Genomic DNA, 1,059 nt, shown 5'->3' with positions numbered 1-1,059 from the left:
GCTAGAGCGTTTTCTGTTCTGAATGAATCGGTTGGGATTCCCAAAGTGGCTGTGATCTGATTCAAGATGACAGCCGGGATGGAGGCCGGCTGTGGATGTCATCACGCACATTGTCTCTGGATCTCCGCGAACGTGTTGTTGCGGCCGTTTCGAATGGTCTGTCGCGGCGTCAGGCGGCTGAACGGTTTGGCGTCAGTCCGGCAAGTGCGGTTCGCTGGTGCGCTCTTGCCGCTACGACCGGCAGTCCTGCTGCCAGCCCCCGTGGCGGGGATCGTCTGTCTCACCGGATTGAGGCGCAGGCAGAGTGTATTCATGCGCTGATCGCGGAGAAGGACGATCTGACCCTGGCCGAGATCCGCGCCCGACTGGCTGAGACCGGCCATCACTTTGCAATCGGCACGCTGTGGCGTTTCTTCGCGCGTCATAAGATCACATGGAAAAAAAGACCGCTCACGCGGCGGAACAGGACCGGCCGGACATCCTGACACGACGGCAGGAGTGGTTCGATGCCCAGCCCGATCTCGATCCGGCGCGGCTGGTCTTCATTGATGAAACCTGGGCTTCCACGAATATGGCAAGACGCTACGGGCGGTGTCGACGTGGCCAGAGGTTGCGTTCCGCCGTGCCACATGGTCACTGGAAAACCACGACGTTCATCGCTGGGTTGCGACTGACCGGCATCGTGGCGCCCATGGTCCTGGATGGTCCGATCAATGGCCGCAGCTTCCAGACCTATGTCGATCGCGTGCTGGTACCCGATCTGCGGCCAGGCGACATTGTTATCATGGACAATCTCGGCTCTCACAAAGGTCCCGGCGTTCAGGCCGCCATCGAAGCAGCAGGTGCGACTGTGCGCTATCTCCCGCCCTACAGCCCGGACTTCAATCCCATCGAGAAGGCCTTCTCCAAACTCAAGGCCCATCTCCGTAAAGCCGCAGAACGCACACGCGAAGCCTTGTGGGACAGGATCGGCACATTGATCGATCAGATCAATCCTACAGAATGCGCAAACTTCTTTACCGCCGCCGGATATGAACCAGATTGAAAGGAAAACGCTCT

1 protein-coding gene is annotated in these 1,059 nt (G+C 59.1%); it reads left to right on the top strand.

Annotated features, from left to right (window positions below):
* Positions 1-95: 95 nt before the first annotated feature.
* A protein-coding gene (locus GKO01_RS15685) for an IS630 family transposase (RefSeq protein WP_408870318.1) occupies positions 96-1,045 on the top strand; the annotation gives its coding sequence in 2 pieces (ribosomal slippage) (positions 96-438 and positions 438-1,045; 951 coding nt in all).
* The last annotated feature ends 14 nt before the right edge of the window (positions 1,046-1,059 follow it).

This window comes from Gluconobacter kondonii (assembly GCF_002723995.1).
In the GTDB taxonomy this organism is placed as follows: Bacteria; Pseudomonadota; Alphaproteobacteria; order Acetobacterales; family Acetobacteraceae; genus Gluconobacter; species Gluconobacter kondonii.
This window is presented reverse-complemented; position numbering and strand designations above follow the sequence as displayed.